This window comes from Streptomyces sp. NPDC044921 (assembly GCF_056432865.1).
On record NZ_JBWKIF010000024.1, the window covers coordinates 1 to 12,767 of the forward strand.

The 12,767-nt window shown below is 71.1% G+C and carries 20 protein-coding genes; 12 read left to right on the forward strand and 8 right to left on the reverse strand.

Translation table 11 applies throughout. The features are described from left to right. Positions 1-372 precede the first annotated feature (372 nt). Positions 373-843: a DUF6099 family protein gene (locus AC07DA_RS30035; protein WP_383330438.1), complete on the forward strand. Its 471-nt coding sequence runs from the start codon at positions 373-375 to the stop codon at positions 841-843. A 731-nt stretch (positions 844-1,574) separates the two neighbouring features. After that, complete coding sequence (locus AC07DA_RS30040) at positions 1,575-2,528, forward strand: recombinase family protein (protein WP_479131378.1); 954 nt, start codon at positions 1,575-1,577, stop codon at positions 2,526-2,528. Positions 2,529-2,575: 47 nt separating this feature from the next. Here the strand turns inward: AC07DA_RS30040 and AC07DA_RS30045 are convergent, their stop codons facing one another. From AC07DA_RS30045 to AC07DA_RS30060, 4 genes are all read right to left on the reverse strand, one after another. Further along, the gene (locus tag AC07DA_RS30045) at positions 2,576-3,370 is read right to left on the reverse strand and encodes a DUF559 domain-containing protein (RefSeq protein WP_479131379.1); all 795 of its coding nucleotides are present in this window, start codon (positions 3,368-3,370) and stop codon (positions 2,576-2,578) included. A 149-nt stretch (positions 3,371-3,519) separates the two neighbouring features. Next, positions 3,520-3,696, reverse strand: coding sequence for a hypothetical protein (locus AC07DA_RS30050; protein WP_479131381.1), 177 nt, complete (start codon positions 3,694-3,696; stop codon positions 3,520-3,522). Further along, positions 3,693-3,914, reverse strand: a complete 222-nt coding sequence (locus AC07DA_RS30055) for a hypothetical protein (protein WP_479131382.1) — start codon at positions 3,912-3,914, stop codon at positions 3,693-3,695. Before AC07DA_RS30055 ends, AC07DA_RS30050 begins: the two co-directional genes overlap by 4 nt. Further along, positions 3,911-4,117, reverse strand: coding sequence for a hypothetical protein (locus AC07DA_RS30060; RefSeq protein ID WP_479131383.1), 207 nt, complete (start codon positions 4,115-4,117; stop codon positions 3,911-3,913). The genes AC07DA_RS30055 and AC07DA_RS30060 overlap by 4 nt, the downstream gene beginning before the upstream one ends. Positions 4,118-4,291: 174 nt before the next feature. Between AC07DA_RS30060 and AC07DA_RS30065 the strand changes: the two genes are divergently transcribed. The 7 genes from AC07DA_RS30065 to AC07DA_RS30095 all read left to right on the forward strand — a co-directional run bounded on the left by AC07DA_RS30065 (position 4,292) and on the right by AC07DA_RS30095 (position 8,748). Further along, the gene (locus AC07DA_RS30065) at positions 4,292-5,011 is read left to right on the forward strand and encodes a DUF6879 family protein (protein ID WP_479131384.1); all 720 of its coding nucleotides are present in this window, start codon (positions 4,292-4,294) and stop codon (positions 5,009-5,011) included. Positions 5,012-5,028: 17 nt separating this feature from the next. Then, the gene (locus AC07DA_RS30070; protein WP_479131385.1) at positions 5,029-5,877 is read left to right on the forward strand and encodes a helix-turn-helix domain-containing protein; all 849 of its coding nucleotides are present in this window, start codon (positions 5,029-5,031) and stop codon (positions 5,875-5,877) included. A gap of 201 nt (positions 5,878-6,078) precedes the next feature. Continuing rightward, positions 6,079-6,297 carry a DNA-binding protein gene (locus tag AC07DA_RS30075; RefSeq protein WP_479131386.1) on the forward strand — a complete coding sequence of 73 codons (219 nt, stop codon included), beginning with the start codon at positions 6,079-6,081 and terminating at the stop codon, positions 6,295-6,297. After that, a complete protein-coding gene (locus tag AC07DA_RS30080; RefSeq protein ID WP_479131480.1) occupies positions 6,297-7,514 on the forward strand; it encodes a MarR family transcriptional regulator in 1,218 nt (405 codons plus the stop codon). The genes AC07DA_RS30075 and AC07DA_RS30080 overlap by 1 nt, the downstream gene beginning before the upstream one ends. After that, positions 7,504-7,674 (forward strand): hypothetical protein, encoded by a 171-nt coding sequence (locus AC07DA_RS30085; RefSeq protein WP_479131387.1) that lies wholly within the window; start codon positions 7,504-7,506, stop codon positions 7,672-7,674. The genes AC07DA_RS30080 and AC07DA_RS30085 overlap by 11 nt, the downstream gene beginning before the upstream one ends. Next, positions 7,658-8,572, forward strand: a complete 915-nt coding sequence (locus tag AC07DA_RS30090; protein WP_479131388.1) for a protein transporter Sec31 — start codon at positions 7,658-7,660, stop codon at positions 8,570-8,572. Before AC07DA_RS30085 ends, AC07DA_RS30090 begins: the two co-directional genes overlap by 17 nt. Continuing rightward, a complete protein-coding gene (locus AC07DA_RS30095; protein ID WP_479131389.1) occupies positions 8,569-8,748 on the forward strand; it encodes a hypothetical protein in 180 nt (59 codons plus the stop codon). Before AC07DA_RS30090 ends, AC07DA_RS30095 begins: the two co-directional genes overlap by 4 nt. A 48-nt stretch (positions 8,749-8,796) precedes the next feature. Here the strand turns inward: AC07DA_RS30095 and AC07DA_RS30100 are convergent, their stop codons facing one another. Genes AC07DA_RS30100 through AC07DA_RS30115 form a run of 4 tightly spaced genes read right to left on the reverse strand, consistent with a single transcriptional unit; the run spans position 8,797 to position 11,017 of the window. Further along, complete coding sequence (locus tag AC07DA_RS30100) at positions 8,797-9,357, reverse strand: hypothetical protein (protein WP_479131390.1); 561 nt, start codon at positions 9,355-9,357, stop codon at positions 8,797-8,799. A 49-nt stretch (positions 9,358-9,406) separates the two neighbouring features. Further along, positions 9,407-9,589 carry a hypothetical protein gene (locus AC07DA_RS30105; protein ID WP_479131391.1) on the reverse strand — a complete coding sequence of 61 codons (183 nt, stop codon included), beginning with the start codon at positions 9,587-9,589 and terminating at the stop codon, positions 9,407-9,409. A gap of 17 nt (positions 9,590-9,606) precedes the next feature. Further along, positions 9,607-9,957, reverse strand: coding sequence for a hypothetical protein (locus AC07DA_RS30110; protein ID WP_479131392.1), 351 nt, complete (start codon positions 9,955-9,957; stop codon positions 9,607-9,609). Continuing rightward, a complete protein-coding gene (locus AC07DA_RS30115; RefSeq protein ID WP_479131393.1) occupies positions 9,947-11,017 on the reverse strand; it encodes a hypothetical protein in 1,071 nt (356 codons plus the stop codon). The genes AC07DA_RS30110 and AC07DA_RS30115 overlap by 11 nt, the downstream gene beginning before the upstream one ends. Before the next feature lie 329 nt (positions 11,018-11,346). Here AC07DA_RS30115 and AC07DA_RS30120 point away from each other — a divergent pair, with 329 nt between their 5' ends. From AC07DA_RS30120 to AC07DA_RS30130, 3 genes are read left to right on the forward strand one after another with little or no spacing between them, the layout of a single operon-like run. After that, on the forward strand, positions 11,347-11,580 hold the full coding sequence (locus tag AC07DA_RS30120; RefSeq protein WP_479131394.1) for a hypothetical protein: 234 nt from the start codon (positions 11,347-11,349) through the stop codon (positions 11,578-11,580). Between the two features lie 53 nt (positions 11,581-11,633). Further along, the gene (locus tag AC07DA_RS30125; protein WP_479131395.1) at positions 11,634-12,380 is read left to right on the forward strand and encodes a hypothetical protein; all 747 of its coding nucleotides are present in this window, start codon (positions 11,634-11,636) and stop codon (positions 12,378-12,380) included. Further along, positions 12,370-12,672 (forward strand): hypothetical protein, encoded by a 303-nt coding sequence (locus tag AC07DA_RS30130; protein ID WP_479131396.1) that lies wholly within the window; start codon positions 12,370-12,372, stop codon positions 12,670-12,672. The genes AC07DA_RS30125 and AC07DA_RS30130 overlap by 11 nt, the downstream gene beginning before the upstream one ends. The last annotated feature ends 95 nt before the right edge of the window (positions 12,673-12,767 follow it).

Here is a 12,767-nt window from a genome sequence, read left to right on the forward strand (position 1 = left end):
CAGACGCAGCCGTCCGGTCTCGGTCAGGGGTGCATTACGGTGGACCACGAGGGCCTTTCTGGTCGGTGCAGACGTCGCAATCCACACCGAACCCGGAAGGCCCTCACCCGTTCAAGATCCCTCAGCCGAGACCTGGCTCACCCGTCCACAACCTCCCCGGACAGAACACCTAGCGCGCTGCCCTGACCGGCGAGGAGCCGCACAGTCCGCTTTCACTGTCAGTAATCAAATGGCGGCCCGAATCCGAATCGTTGTCCGTTAATTTCCGTCTTCCTCTGGCTTTTGGTCTCGCTCGCCTTCACTCTGGGTAGTGAACAAGGGAGTTCGGGCAGGCGGACGCGCGGGGCGCGTCGGACAAGACGGGGGCAGCGCATGGACGCGGTGCGGCTCATCGTGACGAGCAGGCGGTCCCTGGCCGCGGGCGGCGAGGCCCGGGAGGTCATGGCCGAGGTGTGGCAGGCGCAGGCTCTCGCGCAGGCGATAGGGAGCCGTCTCGCCGTCGCCGGCCCGCCCGAACTGCGCGGTGAGGCCTTGGGGTTGACGGAGCTGGCGGGACGCGGCTGCGGCGTTCTGGACGCGCCCGAACTGGCCCCGGGCGAGTTGCGGGCGGGCCAGCTCACGGAGCTGGGCGACGCCCGCCACACGCTCATGTACCTCGGCGGCCTCCTCGGCGAGGTCGGCATCGCCCTGGTCGCCCTGGCCTGCGCCGCGGCCGACGAGGGCACGTACTGGCAGTGCATGGAGGCCATCGACGCGGCGGACGAGTCCCGCGACCGCGTCCTGGAGATGCTCCGCAGACTCGCCGACCGCGAACAGGCGTTACCGGAGCGGGAGGCGGGATGAGGACGGAGCGTCAGGCGCCGTGAGGCCCCAGAGACGCACCGCCCGGGGCACGGCCCGGTCCGCACCGCGCGGGGACGACCCGGCGCGCACCGCGCGGGGCACGGCACGGTGCGCACCGGGTGAGGCGCCCCCACGAGCACCGGCGGAGGCGCCCGCGGGAACACGGCGGGGCGCTCTTACGTGCACCGGGTGAGCGCCCCGCGTGAACCGGGTGTGGTGCCCTACGTGCACCGGGCGAGGCGCCCCGCTCAGCGGGTGTGGCACCTCCCCGCGCACTGGGGCGTGGCACTCCCGTTCAACCGGCGAAGTGCCCCGTGCGGACCGGCGAGGCGTTCCCGTACGGACCGTCGAGCCTTTCCCGTCTGGACCGGCCAGGCGTTCCCGTGCGGACCGGCGAGGCGCCCCCGTTCAAGCCATTGAGGCGTTCCCGTGCAAGCCAATGAGGCGCCCCCGACCCGATCAGCGAGGTCCCCGCCGCGCGATCAGCGAGGTCCCCGCCACGCGACCGGCGGGATGCCCCCGCCTGACCGACGACGCACTCCCCACACACAAGGTGAGCCCCCGCTCCCCACCGGGCGTAGCCCCCGCACGAAGAGCCGAGGCGCCTCGGTCCCTGTGCCGTCACGAGCCCTCGTAAGCGGGAGCGGCCCTAGCCAGCCCGGCCCTCCTCGACGGTCTCCCGTCCCGCGTCCCCCGACGCCTGGAGGTCCGCGTCCAACGCCGACAACGCGGTGCTCGCCTACGCGGCCGATCCCGAGACCGGCCGCACTCTGACCGGCATCTGCCGCGATTGGAACGAGCGCAAGATCCCTACCCCGCGCGGCAAGGCCTGGACCATCCAGACCTTGCGGGGAGTGCTGCTGTCGCCCCGGATTGCCGGGCGGGTGGCTCATAAGGGTGAGGACGCCGGTCCGGCGCAATGGGACGCGATTGTGGAGTACGACGTGTGGCTGGCCCTGCGCAACGTCCTGAACGACCCGTCGCGTCGCTCAGGTTCAGGCGGTGATGACGGCCGCCAGCCCAAGTACCTGGGGTCCGGCCTGTACCTGTGCGGCAGGGACGGCTGTGGCGCCGTGGTTCGCCCTGGCGGCGCGCGGGCAGGACAGCGCCAGCAGTACCGGTGCACCTCCAGTGCGCACCTGATCCGTACCGCCGAGCCGGTGGACGACTTTGTGGAGCGCGTGCTGGTTGCCCGGCTGTGCCGGGAGGACGCCCGAGCGGCCTTCTCGGTGCCCGTCGCGGTGGCTCCGGCAGAACCGTCCACCGAAGAACTGAACGCCCTTCACGCAGCCCTGACAGCACGGCTGGAGGCGCTGGCGGAAGCCTTTGCCGGGGACGACGAGGCGGACCCCGTGGAGTACAGAGCCGCGTCCCGCAAGATCAGGGAGCGGATCGCCGCCGTCGAGCAGGAGATCACCGAGGCCGCTGCCGCCGCAGCCTTAGCGGCGGAGCCTGGCCCGCTCGACAGCACCGACTTGCCGGAGCTGGCCCGGCGGCAGCAGGCCGACCCGGACGACGCCCTTGCCTGGTGGCGGGAGACCTACCCGCTGGAGCGGCGCCGCAGAATCCTCGCGCTGCTGGCCACGGTCACCCTGATGCCGGGTCGGCGTGGCCGTCCGCTGGGGGTGGCCGCCGGTGGCCTCGATCCGGCGTCCGTCCGAATCGACTGGAAAGGGGTCGCCTGAGGCGTGTTACACCGGGCCCCCGTCTCGCGGCGGGGGCTCCGTGCTGTCTACCGCTGGAGCTGCGTCAGGAAGTCGTTCACGAACTTCTCGACCTCGGCCCGACTCTTCACTTCCTCGACGTTCAGGCGGTCGACCACCTTCACGCCGGAGTGCAGGAGCAGGCGACTGCGGCTGTGGTCACGCCCGGCGTGGCCCTTGTGCTGCGGGCCGTCGATCTCGATCACCCCGGCGTACCCGCGATATGTGATCAGCAGGTCGGGCTCGAATGTCCACCCGCGAACCCGCATGCCACCCAGCGGCATGATCCCGATCGTCTCGTTGTCGGGTAGCGCGTGCTGCCGTTCCCTGAGCACCCGGTATACGTCCAGCTCCCACTCGTTCGTGAAGCGGAGCTGATCTTCGACCGGGTGCCCGGGTTCGAGCTGCACCTTGCGCCCCTGGTTACTGGGCTTGGGGCCGTTGGCCGTCTTGACCTGCTGCCGCCAGTTGGGGCCGAGCGGAGGGATCGAGGGCTGCACCTGAAGGACACCGATTTGCTTCCCCGAGGGCCACAGCACCTGCCGCATGACGTCCGCGATGCTGTCCTGTTCAGGATCGCCGTACGTCGTATAAAGGTGAGGCGGCACGACGAGAACGACCCTGTAGGACTCCTGGCCAAACTCCGTGTCCCACAGGCCCACTTCTGCCGAAGACACGTCGGCGATCAGCCGGGCCGTGTCGGTGTCCCCGAGATGATGGGCGAGCACAGCACTGGTCGCGAGTAGCCACTCGCTGATGACGGCCTTGTTCTTTGGGGCATCGAGGGCGAGGGACATGTCCGGCGATGGCAGCTCATCACTCATGCACGGAATTGTGACAGTCACCGCTGACAACGGAAGTGCGCCGAATCTCCGGCGCCGTCTCAACTACGTGAGCCGGCATTCGGGTTGAGCCCTCGCACACGACGAGCCCGGCCGGGCTCGCTTCAGCGGCCGGGCGTCGTGCTGTCCGGCTACCGCTTGCTGTGGCAGCCGCACCCGCACCGCCGCTGGAGCAGCAGCCCGCGCCCGTGGGGCAGGGGGACGTCCCGGGTCTGGCGGCACTCCCGGTGCAGCCCTCGGTATCCGGGCCGCAGCGCCAACGTGCACTCCGCCGACAGGGCCGACGTGTCCACAGGCGGGGCGCTCACGGCGTCTCACCCCGGCTCCGAGCGTTCGCCAGGGCCACGCCCGCCGACAGCCTCTCCGCTGCTGTAGCGGGCCGCAGGGCGCCCTTCGCGTCCCATTCCCGCCCGCCGCCCGGCGGCTTCAGCTGCCATCTCGGGCCGATCTTGTCCATCACCCGGCCGACCTTGCAGGCGCCCTCGTCCCACACCAGGTCCCCGACCTCGGGCGTATACGCGCTCATGCGCACCCCCGGCGGATCACCTCGGCCAGCCGGAGCGCGACATCCGCCCGCACCCGGCCGAGGTTGACCAGGTTCAGCGAGGGAGAGGCCGGGTCCATCCCCAGCGAGGGCAACACGATCTTCGCCGCCGTCAGCGCGTCCCGCAGGGCCTCTACGGCCGTCCTAGCGTCCGTGGTGTCCGGTTCTTGCTGTGTTGTGACCATGAACCGAGCGTCGTCGGGAGGCAGTTGAGGCGGGTAGGCGGTATTCGCGATTATTCTTAATGAGGGGCGGGATATACCCGGGGATTCGCCCGCCGCTGCACCGGCGGCGTAGCCGGGCGCGAGCCGCCCAGCGAAGCTGATCACCGACCCGCTCAGCGAGGGAGGGACCACCCCATGGCGCGCAACATCCGGTTCAACGGCACAGGCAGTGGTGACACGGGCTGCCCGTCGGTCCACGAGGATCTCGGCACCGGTGAGGTCATCGTGCACGGGCCGCCGCTCACCGACCCCGCCGACGTCGCCCAACTCCAGCACCTCGGCCCCGGCGAGGTGGCCGTGGTGGTGCCCCGGGAGCTGCTCACCGACTGGGCACCCCGGGACGCCACCCGTCAGGCCCGCGTGATCGACCTGGACGCCTTCAACGGCCTGTTCGAGACGTTCAAGCACACGGCCTGGCGGCTGGAGACCCGCCGCCGGTACGCGAGCGACGAGCGCACCGACACCTACGCCCAGTTCCAGGCTGAGGGACGTGTCGACTGGGACATGAACACCTGGTACTGCACCACCATCCGTCAGGCCATCGCCGACGGTAAGACGGTCAGCCGTGTCCGGCTGCTCGACGACCCGCCCACCGACGGACAGCGCTACCTGCTGTGCAACGCCGAGCGCAACACCGCCCTCGGGGAGGACATCCGCACCCTCAGCCGCAGCCAGGCCGAGGCGCTGCACCTCGGCGGCGAGGACTTCTGGATCTTTGACTCCCGGCTCGTCGCCCGGCTGGACTTCACCGAGGCGGACGAGCTGACGGGCGTGGAGCTGATCACCGAACCGGCGGAGGTCGTGCGGTACTCCCGGCTACGGGACGCCGCCTGGCACCACGCCACCCCCAACTAGATCATCGGCGGGTACCCATGGCGACCGACTACCAGCACGCCCGCGAGGCGCTCGGGGTGCGCCTGCGTGAGCTGAGGATGACCGCGCCCGGCGGCCGTCTCACGGGTACCCGCCTCGCCGAAGTGCTCGGCTGGCCCCAGCCGAAGGTCTCCAAGCTGGAGAACGGCAAGCAGACCGCCACCCCCGAAGACCTCCGGGCCTGGGCCGAGGCCACCGGCCAGCCCGAGGTGTACTCCGAACTCCTCGCTCGGCTGAGGGGGTTCGAGTCTCACATCCGCTCGTGGCGGCGGCAGCTCGCCGCCGGGCACCAGCCCGTTCAGCAGACCATCGCCGCCGAGTACGAGCTCTCCGCCGTGGTGCACGGGTTCGAGAGCGTCACCGTCCCCGGCATCCTCCAGACGGCCGACTACGCCCGGCACGTCTTCACCCGGTACGCGGAACTCCAGCGCTCGCCCCGCGACACCGAAGAGGCCGTGCGCGCCCGGCTCCGGCGGCAGGAGCTGCTGTACCAGCGGGGCAAGCGGTTCAACATCCTGATCGGCGAGGCGGCGCTGCGCTCACTCATCTGCCCGCCTGCCGTGCTCGCGGCGCAGCTCGACCGCCTCGCCGGGCTCGTCGGGCTGGACACTGTCGCCCTCGGGGTCATTCCGTTCACGGCCTCGCTGAAGATCCCGCCCGTCGGCGGGTTCTGGGTGCATGACGAGCGGCTCGTCATGGTCGAGAACTGGCATGCGGAGCTGTGGATCGACGACGCCGACTCCATCGCCCTCTACCTGCGCACCTGGAGCACCCTGCGGGAGTCCGCCGTGTACGGCCCCGACGCCCAGCGGCTCATCAGCTCGGCCCGGCGGTCGCTCAGCGTCTGAGCCGAGTGCCGGCTGAATTACCTAAAGCATCCGCCCAGCTCAGATTGGGTTCCGTACGCCCCCGTACTCCCTGGAACTGAGCCGTACTCCGGCGTACTCTGGGACCAGCAACACGACCACAGACCATGGACCAGCAACACGCGGTCCGTGGTCTTTTTGCGTGTGGGCTGGTCCGGGTCCTGACCCGACCGGAGGCGCCCCGTGGGCGAACCCGCAACCCTCGACGAGGTCCGCCGCTGGCCCGCCCTCGTCTCCCTCACCCAGGCGGCCCGTGCGCTCAACATCAGCCGTACGACCGCGTTCACGCTGGCCGCACAGAGCCGGTTTCCGGTGCCGGTCGTCCGGGCCCTCGGCCAGCAGCGCGTCCGCACGGCCGACCTGATCCGCTACCTGGAGGCGGACGGGGGCGAGTCCGCGTGATGACTCTCGTCGGCGTCGGCCTCGCGGTCGGCCTGTTCCTCTACCTGCGGCACCGCTGGCGTGCGTGGCAGATCACCCGCCGCGAGCGCGTCAAGCTGCGCGCCCTCGGTGAGGCCAGGGTGCACCGGCCGGTGAGCCAGCGGCTTCTGTCGCTCCTGCCCGGGGCGGCGATCCGCCGCCTGTTCCGCTGGCGTCCGGAGCGGATCCGCCCGACGGTCCGCGTCGCCCGGCGGGGCCTGCTCGGCGGATCCATCCGGATCCGGCCGGATCAGCACATCCTCGCCGTCGGCATGACCGGCTCCGGCAAGTCGTCCACGCTCCGCGTCCTGTCCGCCTACGCGATCCGGCACCCGCGCTGGACGCTGGAGGTCTGGGACGGCAAGTGGGGCGTGGCTGGGCGGCTGTACGCCGGTAAGGCCCGGGTCCTGACCGACCTGGACGAGATCGAGACCCGGCTCGCCGACCTCGTCGAGCGGGAACTGCCGCTGCGCGCCCGCGAGCTGTCCCCGGCGCACCTGGCGCTGGTGCTCGACGAGACGCGGCTCATCCGGCAGCTCTCCGAGGCCGGGCTCAAGCGGCTCATCACGGTCGTGGAGACCGGCCGGGAACTCGGCGTGCACGTCTGGTTCGGCGTCCAGGATCCCAAGGCCGAGGTGCTGCCGACCGCCATCCGCGACCAGTTCAGCTGCAAGCTGGCCCACCGGGTCCAGACAGCCGAGGCCGCGCACGTCGTGTTCAAGGACGCCGTGGCCGCCGGGTGGGCGCCGCACCTGCTGAGCGGTGCGGGCCAGGTGCTCGTGTGGGAGGCGCTGCGCCGCCCGCGCGTCGCCTATGCGCTGTGGCTCGCGGAGCGGGTGCTGGCGGCGCTGCCCCTCGTCGGGCCTGTGGTGCGGCCGGAGTTCGAGGCCGCGCCGGTCGCACTCACAAAGGCGTCCGACCGTCCGTCCGTCCGCGCGGAAACCCCAGCTCAGACACGCACACGGACGCCCGGACGGACGGCGGACGCGCTCACCCCACGCCAGGCGAAGGCGCTCAGCGCGCTGGATGTGGCCGGGGGCCCGATGGGCGCGGCCGACCTCGCCCGGGAGCTGGGCATCGAGCGCAACCGCGCTCACGACGTACTCGCACAACTGCGCCGCCGGGGTCTGGTCGCACAGACCCCGGACGGCTTCACCATCCCCCTCCGCGCAGAAGAGGACACCCCTCATGGTGCATGACACCACCGCCCTGCTGAAGGCAGCCAGGGCCCGCGAGGAGGCCTCCCAGGCCCTCGCCCACGTACAGGCCCAGCAGCCCGAGATCGACGACCTGACAGCCGACGTGAGGCGTCTGCTGACTCGCCTGGAAGGAGGCACCTCCCGTGAAGACCAGGACTGAACAGCGCACCCGCACCGTCCCCAAGACCATCGACGGCAAGACCCACCAGGTACAGGAGACCTACACCGTCGAGCTGCCGGTGCCCCCGGCCGACCGGGACGCCCAGGCGCTCACGGCGGTGACGGCCCTCGCCGCCTTCATCGTCATGGGGGCCGTGGTGTGGTCGACGGTGGCCATCGGAGCCCTGCTCGCCATGGTCGCCCCCACCTGGACCGCCTACATGATCGCGTTCGTGTTCGACGCGGCGTGGATCGGCTGCCTGGTGCTGGAGTGGATCAACCGCTACGACCCTGAGCGGGCCCGTACGCCGCGTAAGGCGGGCTGGGGTGCCCTGGCCCTGTCCATGGGGCTGATAGCCGCTCACGGGGCCGTCAGCGGCTCCCTCGGGGTCGGTCTCGCGGGGGCCGCCGTCTCCCTCGTGGCGAAGGGCTTCTGGCACGTCGTCATGAAGGCGACCGGCGCCGAGCTGGACCCGGCGTCCGCCCAGTGGGCCGCAGCCGAGCGGGCCGAGGTGCACGCCGAGCTGGCCACTGTCGCCGTCCGGCGAGAACTGTCCCGCACCCGGGCCCGGATCCGCGACGAGGAATCCGCCCTCGCCGATGGCGGATCCGTCACCGCGCTGGAGTGGATCACCCCGGCCACCGACGGCCTGACCCCCGAGCGCCTGGCGGCGGCCGGGGAGCAGACGGCGGAGCGGATCCGGATCGCCCAGTCCGGCGGATCCGGATCCGGACAGGCGGATCCGTCACGGTCCGGATCCGTCAAGGACGCCGTCCGGGCCCTGTTCGAGTCCGGCACGACAGACACCGACGACATCGTCCGGGCACTGCCGGGCGCCAATCCCGAGACCGTCAAGCGGCACGTCCGCACGGTCCGCACCGAAGGAGGCTACGCATGACCGGAGGCATGACCGCTGTCCTGTTCATCCTCTTGGCCGTCCTGGTGACGTCCATGAGCGCCAGCGGCGAAAAGTTCCGGGCCATGATCCTCGTGGGCGTGACGCTGCTGCTCGCGTCCACGCCGATCATGTCCGGGGTGCACGACGCGCTGCTCAAGATGATCGTCTCGTTCTGACCACGACGACGTGCAGAAGCCCCGCCGGGCGTACCCGGCGGGGCTCCGTCATGACCGGCCGTGCGTTCTGCGCTCCAGCTTGTTGAGGCGGTCGAGCGCCTTCTCGACGTGTGTCAGGCCCTCCCGGGCAGCCTTCCTCTGGGCCTCCCGCTTCGCCTCGTTGGCTTCCGACTCGGCGCGCTGCTCGGGGGTCTCCGGTTCGTCACCCCACTCCGCCCACGCCCCCAGCTCGACAGGCTGGTTGGCGACCACCTCGTCCATCGCCTCGGCGGCCTTCTTCAAGGCCGCCGTCAAGCGCCTGTCCTTCCGGCGTTCAGCGTGCTCGCGGACTTCTCGGCCGAGCGGACGGGCCTGCTGCTTCGAGGTCTGATTCCACGTCCAGTAGTTCCCCTCCGTCAGCCCCTCGAAGTTCGCCCTGGTCTGTTTGAGGGCCTCGCGAAGTGCCTCGTCGTCGGGCCCGAGCGCGAGGTGATGGCGACGAACCCACAGCCCCTTCCACGCCGCGTTGCCGAGGACCCATAGGAACGCGAGCCAGCCGGGCGTGAACTTGAGCCAGTCGTCCCACCAGTGAGTCTCGGCGGCGGTCTTGGCTGCGGCAGCGATGAGCATGACGGGAGTCTGCTCCTCGCTGCCGGTTTAGGTAAATCAGCCGGCAGGGTCACGCGGGCCAGATACGGCCCGCCTCGTCGACCTTGACCTGGCAGCACTCACGCAGGCTGCGCAGCACCCCACTGAACAGGCTGCGGTCGTACGCCGCCAGCAGTTCCGTCAGCTCGTGCGCCGTGAGGCCGGGGTGCGCCTGGACGTGACGCAGGGCCCGGCGCCGCTGGTGAGGGCTCACGGCGGATTCCGAGCCCATCAGCTCAGCCCGGCGCGCACGAGGTGCTCGGCCACGGCCTCGCGTACGTCCTCGGGCAGCGAGGGCATCAGCTCGCCGAGGGTACGTGCGTCGCCCCAGCTCCACTGCCGCAGCACGATCTCCGTGGCGGCGAGGGCGTGCTGGGCGCGGGCGTCGGCCGCCTGGAGCTGCGCCCGGGTGGCGTCCATGACCGACGGGGCGGCCGGAGGCCCGAGGCTGATCCCCGTCTGCTGCTCGATGACACGGATGATCGCGGCGGTCGTCTCCTCGGCCGCCCGCTGCACGTCGGCCAGGGCCTCTCGCCCAGCCGCCGCGATCTCCTCCCGCGTCTTGTCCAGTTCACCGGACATGGTCAACGCCTCCCGTCTCTTCACTGGTTGACGCGGCCCGGTACCGGTCCCCGTCGCCCACCCGGATGGCCCCGCCCCGGCGTACGAGCGCTTCCAGCCGGTGACGGGCCTGGGTGGTGCTGCACCCGGTCAGTGCGGCGACCGTGGCAGCGGTGACGGCGGTCCCTCCGTTCGCCTCCAGGAAGCTGAGGATCCTCTCGTGCGGCTTCGGCCTGGCGGCTGCGGGCCGCTGGTGCCGGGCGCTCATCGCCGGGCCGTCCGTCGGTCGTGGGTGCCGAACGCGGCGGCGTGCGCGGGGCAGTAGACATCCCGGGTGCAGCCGCAGGGCAGACCGCCCGAGGCTGTGACCCCGGCGTGCTGTATGCCCGCGAGACGGGCGACCGAGGGATCCACGGCGGCGTAGGCCCGGGCCGCCGTCCGCAGCCGGGGAGACGGCAGCAGAGGCCGCGTCCCGGGCCTGCTCGGCTCCGGCCTGTGCGGCACGGAACTCGTCCCGCGCCCGGGCGCGTTCGGTCTCCGCCCGGCGGACGGCCTCGGTCTGGCGCAGGACGGCCATCGCCCGCCGGTCGGACTCCGCCTCGGTGGCCCAGCGCTGCCGGTCGGCCGGGCACGGCGAGCAGCCCAGCAGCACCCGGTACGCCGGGGAGTCCGTCGGCCGCAGTCCGCCGTGCACCCGGGCAGCCGTGTCCGCGTAGCAGAACCGGCACACGTCGGTGAAGGCCCGCGCCGGGGTGGCGGCGACGTCCACCGCCGCCCAGCCGAAGAGGGCTGCGGCGTCGGGGGTCAGGGTGCGCAGTACGGCCCGGCCGTGCGGCTGAGCGGACAGGTGCCGGGCCTGGTTGGCGTCGGCGACCTCGCGGCGCCCGTCGGTGAGCCTGACGTAGTCGATGCGCTCGCTGGGCCACAGCAGCTCCCGCACCTGCCGCGCGAAGCCCTCGGTGTCCGGGTGGCGGCGGAGGGCCTCGGCTCGCCGCTCCCGCATCACGCGGTCGACATCGGCCGAGGCGACCAGGGCCGGACCGGTGCGGGCCTGGTTGGGCAGCCGACCGGCGGTGATCATCTTGCGGACGGCCCATTCCGTAGTGCCCAGTCGCCGGGCCGCCGCAGCGGCATTTATTTCGTCCATTGAGCCCGCCTATTCGGAGCGGAGGAAATGGTAGCGCTACTAGCTTATGCTGGTTATGGGCCCGCACCAAACCGGTGATCTATGTCAGGTGCGGGCCCTCATTTACATTAATCAGCCGGCACTAGGCGCAGGAAGTCGAATTAGCTAAATCGAATTCACCCGCCGAGCTGGGTGTTTGGCGATATAAGCTAAGCGCGCTAAGTTAGTAGTAGCTCGGGAGCGGTAAGCCATCGGCGCCCCGGGAGTTCGGAGCCCCGCCAGGGGTGACCAAGGAATCCGGTGATCATGCCGATCCTTGGAGGCCCGCTGTGGCCAGGCCGAAGACTCTTCCCTCGCCCGAAGTGCGCCGGGCACGCGCACGCGCGGGGGCCGCTGCGAGGAATTCCCTCGACTCCTACGTCAAGCAGATCGTCGCTCGCGCGCCGGAACTGACCGACGAGCACATCGAAAAGCTGCGCACGCTGCTGCGTCCGGTGGGTGGAGGCGCGGCGGAATGAGCGCAAACGAAACCCTCCGGGGGCTCAACCCGGAGGGCTCGGAAGGAGACGCGGTGACCAGCCTCGTCATAAACGAGGGTACCCCGCCGGAAGGTGGATTCAACGGGGTCGCAAGGGTGAATGGCCGCGAATTCGAGAATGTCTCCCCGGAGCACGTCGCGCGGCACCTGACGGTCATCTCGCCCGAGGTCGCCAAGAGGACTGTCCAGTCCCGGGGTGAAGTGCTGCGATTCGCCTACTACCGCCCCGACGGGTCCACGTTCCTGGTCTCGCGGATGCCCGACAGCTACGACGGGCCCCGGTACTTGTGTGACGCCGGGAAGCACGGCCTGACCGTTCATCCGCTCGTGCGCGACCGGCTGAACGACCCGGATGTGCCGCTGGTGGTCGTGGAGGGAACGAAGCAGCACCTGGCCGCTGTCACGGCCTTGGCGGACACGCCCGTCTGCCTGGTTGGTCTGAACGGGATCCGGGGCTGGCAGTACAAGCCGGGCGGCGAGGGGACCCCGTCCAGGCCGCTTGCCCTGCCCGACATGGACGCGACGTTCCGCACCCGGCTCACGCAGTACGCCCTGGAGGTCGCCGGGCACAGGCTGCGTTCCCTCGGCGGCGAGGACGCCGGGCCACAGCCCGAGGGCCCCCGGCAGCAACTCGCGCTGCCGCCGGGCCCGTCCGCCGCCTCGCCGCCTGTCGCCCCGCCCCCGCCACCACGCGAGCCGGACAGCGCAGACGCCGTGCTGGAGCAACTAGCGAAGTTCGAGGACGAGTTCGGATCCCTGGAGGACGACGATGAAGACTGACCACCGCCGCAAGCAGATCAAGAAGCGGCTCCGCGAGATCAAGCGGGACCCGGCGTCGGCCCGGCCGGGCGAGGCGCAGCAGCTCACGGCCGAGTACAAGCGGCTGCTGTCGGCGGACCGTGCCCCGGCCCCCGAGCCCGCTCCCGTCGACCCGGACGCGGCGGCCGTCGCCACCTGGCCGAGGGAGCTGCGGGTCCGGCGTCAGCGCTCGGCCTTCTCCCGCGTCATCGACCGCAGCACGCCGCACGATCCTGGCAGCTGGGGCGCCCTGAACGACCTGCGACGCCGCTGAGCTGGGCGTCTGTGAATCGCTGGTGCTGGACTCATGGCACCAGCGATTCCTTGGCAGTTGGATAGGCGGTCAACCGACCGCCGTATAAGTATGTG